The sequence below is a fragment of the Pseudomonas sp. 34 E 7 genome, from assembly GCF_900005715.1.
Classification (GTDB): domain Bacteria; phylum Pseudomonadota; class Gammaproteobacteria; order Pseudomonadales; family Pseudomonadaceae; genus Aquipseudomonas; species Aquipseudomonas orientalis_A.
Genome location: NZ_CVTX01000051.1, coordinates 1 through 6,997 on the forward strand (window position 1 = coordinate 1; position 6,997 = coordinate 6,997).

Annotated in this window: 2 protein-coding genes; both read right to left on the reverse strand. The window is 68.0% G+C overall.

The window, feature by feature from the left end:
- A partial coding sequence (locus BFP96_RS02180; protein ID WP_256548735.1) for a condensation domain-containing protein occupies positions 1 to 1,549 on the reverse strand: 1,549 nt, incomplete at its 3' end.
- Between the two features lie 2 nt (positions 1,550 to 1,551).
- Positions 1,552 to 6,997 (reverse strand): non-ribosomal peptide synthetase (locus BFP96_RS02185; protein WP_139113316.1); only part of this gene is annotated, 5,446 nt, incomplete at its 5' end.

Below are 6,997 nucleotides of genomic sequence, written 5' to 3' on the forward strand. Positions count from 1 at the left end.
CCCACTGCTGCACCTGTAGATCCAGCGGTTCAGGGCTGGCGCCCAGCGCGGGGCCCTGCAGTTCGCTGCCCGGCGAGGCCAGGCGCAGTGCCGACAAGCGCTGCCCGGGATTGACTGATGCCTCCTGCAGGATGGCCTGCAGATCGTCGAGCAGTTGCTCGATGGTGGCCGCCTCGAACAGCTCATCGCTGTATTCCAGCTCGCAGCGCAGGCGCTGGTCGGCGCAACGCAGCAGACGCAGGGTGAGATCGAAACGGGCATGGCGCTGCGGCGGGTCAAGCACCTCGACGGTCACCCCCGGCAGGCTCAGGGTGCGGCTTTCCGGCAATTCGACCTGCACGAACATGGCCTGGAACAGCGGGCTGGAACGCGGCCGGTCGAGGGCTTCGAGGATCTTTTCATACGGCAGGGTCTGCTGGTCGAACGCCGCCGCCACGCTGTCGCGGGTGCGCAGCAGGGCGCTGCGAAAGTCCGGGTCGTCCTCCAGGCGCTGGCGAATCACCAGGGTGTTGAGCAGCGGCCCGATCAGCGGCGCCAGCTCGGGGCGATCGCGTTGCGCCACCGACGTACCCAGGCACAGGTCACGCTCGCCGCTGTAGCGCGCCAGCAGGCAAGCAAAGGCGGTCAGGCCAAAGATGTACAGGGTCACGCCCTGCTCGCGGATGGCCCTGTCCACCTGCGCCGACAAGTCAGCCGGCAATTCGCGCACCCGTACCGCGCCGCTATGGCGACGCTGGTTGGCGGGCGGACGCGGATGATCGCAGGGCAAGGCCAGCGCAGCGGGCGCATCGGCCAACTGGTTGCACCAGTAATCGAGTTGCTGGCGGCAGGCGTCGCTGGTCAGCCACTCGTGCTCCCAGGCGGCATAGTCGGCGTACTGGATGTCGAGCGGCGGCAACTGGGCTGGCGCGCCCAGGCTCGAGGCACGGTAGCCCTCGGCCAGCTCGCGGGTCAGTTGCTGGGCCGACCACGCGTCGTAGGCGACGTGGTGGATGGTGAAGAACAGCCAGGTGCTGCCCTGTTCGGCATCGCTGAACGCGCGCCAGCGCCATGGCACTTCGCGGCTCAGGTCGAAGGGCTCGGCCAGTTGCCGGGCGTACTCGTCGGCGCACCATTGCTGCGGGTCGGCAAGCGCCTCGCGGGGTAGCGGCTCGACCGCCGGCAGGCCCGCCGTCCAGGCCTCGCAGTGCGCCTGCAAGTAGCCTCCGGCATCGGCCACGTAGCGAGTGCGCAGGATCGTGTGCCGCTCCACCAGTTGCTGCATGGCCTGCTGCAGGCACGCCAGGTCCAGACGGCCATCGAAGCGCAGCACCGAGCAGAGGTTGTACAGCGCACGGCTGCTCAGGGCCTCGGCCGAGAGAAAACGCAGTTGCGCATGGGCCAGCGGCACCGCTGCACCCTCCCCGCCAGCGACCGGGACGATGGGCAGGCGCCAGCTATCGATGCCCTTCTCGGCCAGGCGTTGGCGGAACATTTGCTTCTTGTCCGCCGGCAGTGAGGCCAGGCGCTGGGCGATCTCGATAAAGGCCTGTTGGTTGGTCACATTCATCTTCAGTCTTCCATCTCTGCCAGCAAACGCTGCATCTCATCCAGTGCCTGGTCGGTCGAAGGCCGCTGCGGGTTTTCGATCTGTTCGGCCAAGCCGGAAATGGTCGGATTATGGAACAGGCTGCGCAACTCGACCTTCACGCCGAAGCGACTCTCCACCCGGGTCATCAGGCGCATCGCCAGCAGCGAATGGCCACCGAGTTCGAAGAAGCTGGTGAGCACGCCGACCTGCGGCAGATCGAGTAGCTCCTGCCACAGCTCGGCCAGTTCGCGCTCCAGCGCCGTACGCGGCGCCACGCCTTGCTCGGCCTGCGCTTGCGGCGCCGGCAGGGCCTTGCGGTCGATCTTGCCGTTGGCATTAAGGGCGAAACGCTGCACCTGGATGAAGCCGGCCGGCACCATGTAGGCGGGCAGCAGGCTTTCCAGATGACGGCGCAGCGCCACCTCGTCGACCGGGCTCGCGGTCTGCAGCCAAGCGAACAAGCTGTGGGTGCGCGCATCGAGCATGACCACCGCCTCTTCCACCCCGGGGTACCGGCGCAGCAGCGATTCGATCTCACCCGGCTCGATGCGAAAACCACGCACCTTGACCTGGAAATCGGCGCGGCCGACATAGGCCAGGTGCCCATCGCTGCGTCGACGCACCAGGTCACCGGTGCGGTACATGCGGCTGCCAGGCTCGCTGGCGAACGGATCGGGCAGGTACGCCGCTGCGGTGATCGCCGGCGCCCGCTGGTAACCACGGGTCACCCCGCTGCCGGCGATATACAGCTCGCCGGTGCTGCCCAGCGGCACTGGCCGCAGGCATTCGTCGAGCACGTAGCAACGGGTGTTGAGCAGCGGCATGCCGATATCGGCGACGCCGGCCGGTACTTCCCGCAGCGCCTGGGTGGTCGACCAGACGGTGGTTTCCGTCGGGCCATAGGCGTTGATCAGCTTCACCCCCTTGGCCTGCAGCACACTCACCAGCTCGGCCGGCACCGCTTCGCCGCCGATCAGGCCGCGCAGGGCCGGCCAGTCGTCACGCCCGGTTTCCAGCAGGATCTGCCAGCCGGCTGGGGTGGCCTGGAACACCGTGGCACGGCGCAGCAGATCGAACAGACGGTGGCCATCGACCACCTGCTCGCGACGCGCCAGGAGGATGGTCGCGCCCTTGAGCAGCGGCAGGAACAGCTCCGGCTTGCACATATCGAAGGCGTAGGTGGTGCTGGCCAGCCAGACGTCCTCGGCCGTCAGTGGCAACTGGCGGTCAAGGCCGGCAAGCAGGTTGCTCAGGTTGCCACGGGTCACCTGTACGCCCTTCGGCGTGCCGGTGGAACCCGAGGTGTAGATCACGTAGGCCCGCTGCAGCGGCGACACCGGTAATGCCAGGTCGTGTGCCGGCTGTTCGTCCAGCGGCAGGTGGTCGACGGCCAGGCTGTCGACACTGCCGAGCACGTCGGCGCAGGCGTGCTCGCTGAGCACCAGCTGCGGCCGCGCATGCTCGATGATGAAGCGCAGCCGTTCGCCCGGTTGCTGCGGATCCAGCGGCAAGTAGGCCGCCCCCGCCTTGTGGATCGCCAGGATGCTGGGCAGCAGCCACGGGCCACGGGTCAGGCACAGCGCGACCAGATCGTCGCAGCCGACACCCTGGGCGCGCAGCCAGTGGGCCAGGCGGTTGCTCAAGGCATTGAGCTGGGCATAGCTGTAGCGTTGCTCCTGGCAATCCACCGCCAGCGCATCCGGGGTGCGCAGGGCCTGGCGCTCGAAGCGCGCGATCAGATCCTGCGTCTCGCTCAGCGCATGCGCCGGCAGGTTCCACGTGCGGCGTGTCAGGGCATGATCGGCATTTGCCAGGTCGATATCCCACAGCCGCGCCTCGGGCCGCGCCAGCATGCCGTCAAGCAGGTGGCAGTACTCGTCGGCATAGCGTTGCATGGTGCTGGCGACGAACAGCTCGGTGTTGTACTCCAGCACGCAGTGCCAGACGCTGCCGTGCTGCTCGATATGCAGGCCGATGTCCACCAGGGCGCTGTCGCTCTCGACATTCAGGCGCTGCGCCGGCAGGCCGGCAAAACTCTGGCCGACCGCCGCTACGTCATCGCGCTGGATCAGGTTGAACAGCGCCTGGAACAGCGGCGTATGGCTGAGATCGCGGCGTACCTGCAAAGCCTCCACCAGCCGCTCGAAGGGTACGTCGCCGTGCTGCTGCGCGGTCAGGTGGGTGGCTTGCAACGCCTGCCAGAACGAGGCCACAGATTGCAGTGGGTCGATCTGGCTACGCAGCACCTGGGTACTGGCGAAATAGCCGATGAGGTTGTCGGTGTGCGCCTGCTGACGCTGCGCCACCGGCAGGCCGATCCACAGATCGCGCTGCCCCGAATGCCTGGCCAGCAGCACTTTCCATGCTGCCAGCAGGGGCGCGAAGGCGGTCAGGCCATGACGCTGCGCGGTGCTGCGCAGGTGTTCGACCAACTCGACGGGCAGCTCGAAACGCAGGCGCCGCCCGTGGTAGCCCTGCTCGGCAGGACGTGGCAGGTCGGTGGGCAGGTCCAGCACCGGCGGTTCGCCGGCCAGGGCCTGCCGCCAGTAGTCCAGCTGCGCTTCAATGCGTGCCTGCCCGGCAGGCGTCTGCCAACTGGCGGCGACATCGCTGAACTGCAGCGGCAGCGGCGCCAACCTCGCCTGGGTTGCGCTCAGCTCGGCCTGGTAAAGACGTTGCAGCTCATCGAAGAAGATCTCCAGCGAGCGGGCGTCGGCGATGATGTGGTGCAAGGTGGCCTGCAGCACGCTCTGCCCTTCGCCCTGATACAGCCGCACCCGCCACAGCGGCGTTACGCTCAGGTCGAAGGCGCGCTGCGCTTCCTCGCTCAAGGTGCGGGCGAAGGCCGGCGACTGCACATCCTGTTGCAAGGGTTCGACGCTGAGCAGCGTGCCGTGCAACGGCACGACCTGCTGCTGCGGGCCTGCTTGCGTCTCGCTGAACACGCTACGCAGGCTGTGCTGGCGCTCCACCAGTTGTGCCAACGCGCGTTCCAGGACTTCGGCTTGCAGCGTACCGCGCAGGTGCATGGCCAGTGACAGGTGGTAGGCCTGGGTGTCGCCCTGCAAACGGTCGAGGAACCACAGCCGCTGCTGGGTGAAGTGCAGCGGCGCCGGCGCCTCGCCGAATCGCCGCAGGATGCTCTCGCCTGCGCCCTCGGCAGTGGCCAGGCTGGCCGCCAGTTCACCCAGGGTCGGGCACTCGAACACGCTGCGCAGCGGCAGTTGCCGCTCGTAGCGCTCGGCGATGCGCGCCACCAGCCGTGCCGCCAGCAGCGAATGACCGCCGAGGGCGAAGAAATTGTCGCCGGCGCCAACCGCGTTGCAACCGAGCAGCTCGCACCACAGTTCGGCCAGTGGCGCCTCCCAGGGTTTGCTCAGCTCGCCGTCGCGCTGACCTTCATGTTGGGTTGGCGCCGGCAGCGCCTTGCGCTCGACCTTGCCACTGGGGCTCAACGGCAAGCTGTCCAGGCGCACGAACTGGCTCGGCAGCATGTAATCCGGCAGGTGCTGCGCCAGCTGCACGCGTAGCGCGGCGTCGTCCAGGTCAGCATCCGCCGCCTGCGTGACCGAGTAGTAAGCCACCAGGCGCGCGCTGTCGCCGCTGCCGAGCAGCACCACGGCCGCTTCCCGCACCCCGGTGAGCCGCGCCAGCAAGGCTTCGATCTCGCCCAGCTCGATACGGAAGCCACGCAGCTTGACCTGAAAATCCAGGCGCCCCTGGTAGTCCAGGCTGCCTTTGGCGTTGCGTCGCACACGGTCGCCGGTGCGGTACATGCGCGCCCCCGGCACAAAAGGATCAGGCAGGAAGCTCGCCGCGCTCAGGGCAGGCGCAGCGAAATAGCCACGCCCGAGGTTGGCACCCGCCAGGTACAGCTCGCCGGAAACGCCCGGCGCCACGGGTTGCAAGTCGGCGTCCAGCACATAGGCGGCGGTATTGGCCACCGGCCGGCCGATCGGCACCTCCACCCCGCCGCTCTCGCCCTGCCGCGGCTCGAAGGTGCTGTAGACGGTGGCCTCGGTCGGTCCATAACCGTTGATCACCTGGGCACCACGCTGCTCCATGGCCTCGGCCAGCGCGCACGGCAGGGCCTCGCCACCGGAAATGGCGCGCACGCCCTGCCAACTGCGCCCGGTGTGCGCCACCAACATACGCCATGTGGCGGGTGTGGCCTGCATTACCGTCGGCTGGCCGGCCTCGATCAGGCGGTCGAGGACGTGCGGGTCGCGTGCCTGCTCACGGTCGGCGAGCAGGATGCTGGCCCCGCGACTCAGCGGCAGCAGCAGCTCGACGATGGCGATATCGAAGGTCGCGGTGGTCAGCGCCAGCACCCTGTCCTGCGCCGTCAATGGCAGCACCTGCTGCACGCCGAGCATGAGGTTCATCAAGTTGCCACGGGCGATGGCCACGCCCTTGGGCTGGCCGGTGGAACCCGAGGTATAGAGCACGTAGGCGAGCTGGGCAGGATGCACGCTCGGCGCGCGGTAGGGCGCGGTGGTGGTCAACGCATCGATATCCAGCAGTTCGACGGCACTGCCCCACTCTGCCAGCTCCGCCAGGGCCTCGGCATTGGTCAGGCACAACCGCGGCTGCGCATGGGCAAGGATGTAACGGCCGCGCTCGGCCGGGGTGTCCTCGGCCAGCGGCACGTAGGCGGCGCCAGCCTTGAGAATGGCCAGCATGGCCATGGGCAGCCGCGCATCGCGCGGCAGGCGCAGGGCCACACGATCCTCGGCACCGACGCCACGGGCCTGCAAGGCAGCCGCCAGGCGTTCGGCCGCCTGGTTCAGTTCGGCATAAGTCAGGCGCTGTTCGCCGGCCTGCACGGCGATGGCTTCGGGCTGCTCGGCGACCTGCCGTGCAAAGGCCTGCAGGATGTCTTCCCGACCCTCCACGGGCTCACCGTGCAAACGCGCCAGCGCGCGCTGCTCAGGCTGCCAGGCGAGTTCGCCCAGTACCTGCTGCGGTTGTTCGAGCACGGCATCGAGCAGCGCCAGATACTGCTCGAGCATCACCTGCGCGGTCTGCTCGCCGAACAGCTCGCTGCTGTACTGCAGGCTCAGGGCGATGCCGTGTTCGCTGTCGCGCACGTCCAGATGCAGGTCGCACAGGGCGCTGTCCGGGCGATTGTCGAGCGGCTCGGCGATCAGATCGGTCAGCTCGAAACGCTCCAGGGCATGGCCCGGGAAGTAGTTGAACATGGCCTGGAACAACGGGTTGTAGCTGACCTGGCGGGCCACGCCGAGCTGTTCGATCAGGTAATCGAAGGGCAGGTCCTGATGCGACTGCACCGCCACGGACAGCGCCTGCAATTCGCGCATCAGTTGCAGCAGGCTGGCCGTGCCGGAGAGCTTCTGGCGATAGACCAGGGTATTGACGAAGCAGCCCACCAACGGCTGCAACGCCGCGTGATGGCGGTTGGCGGCC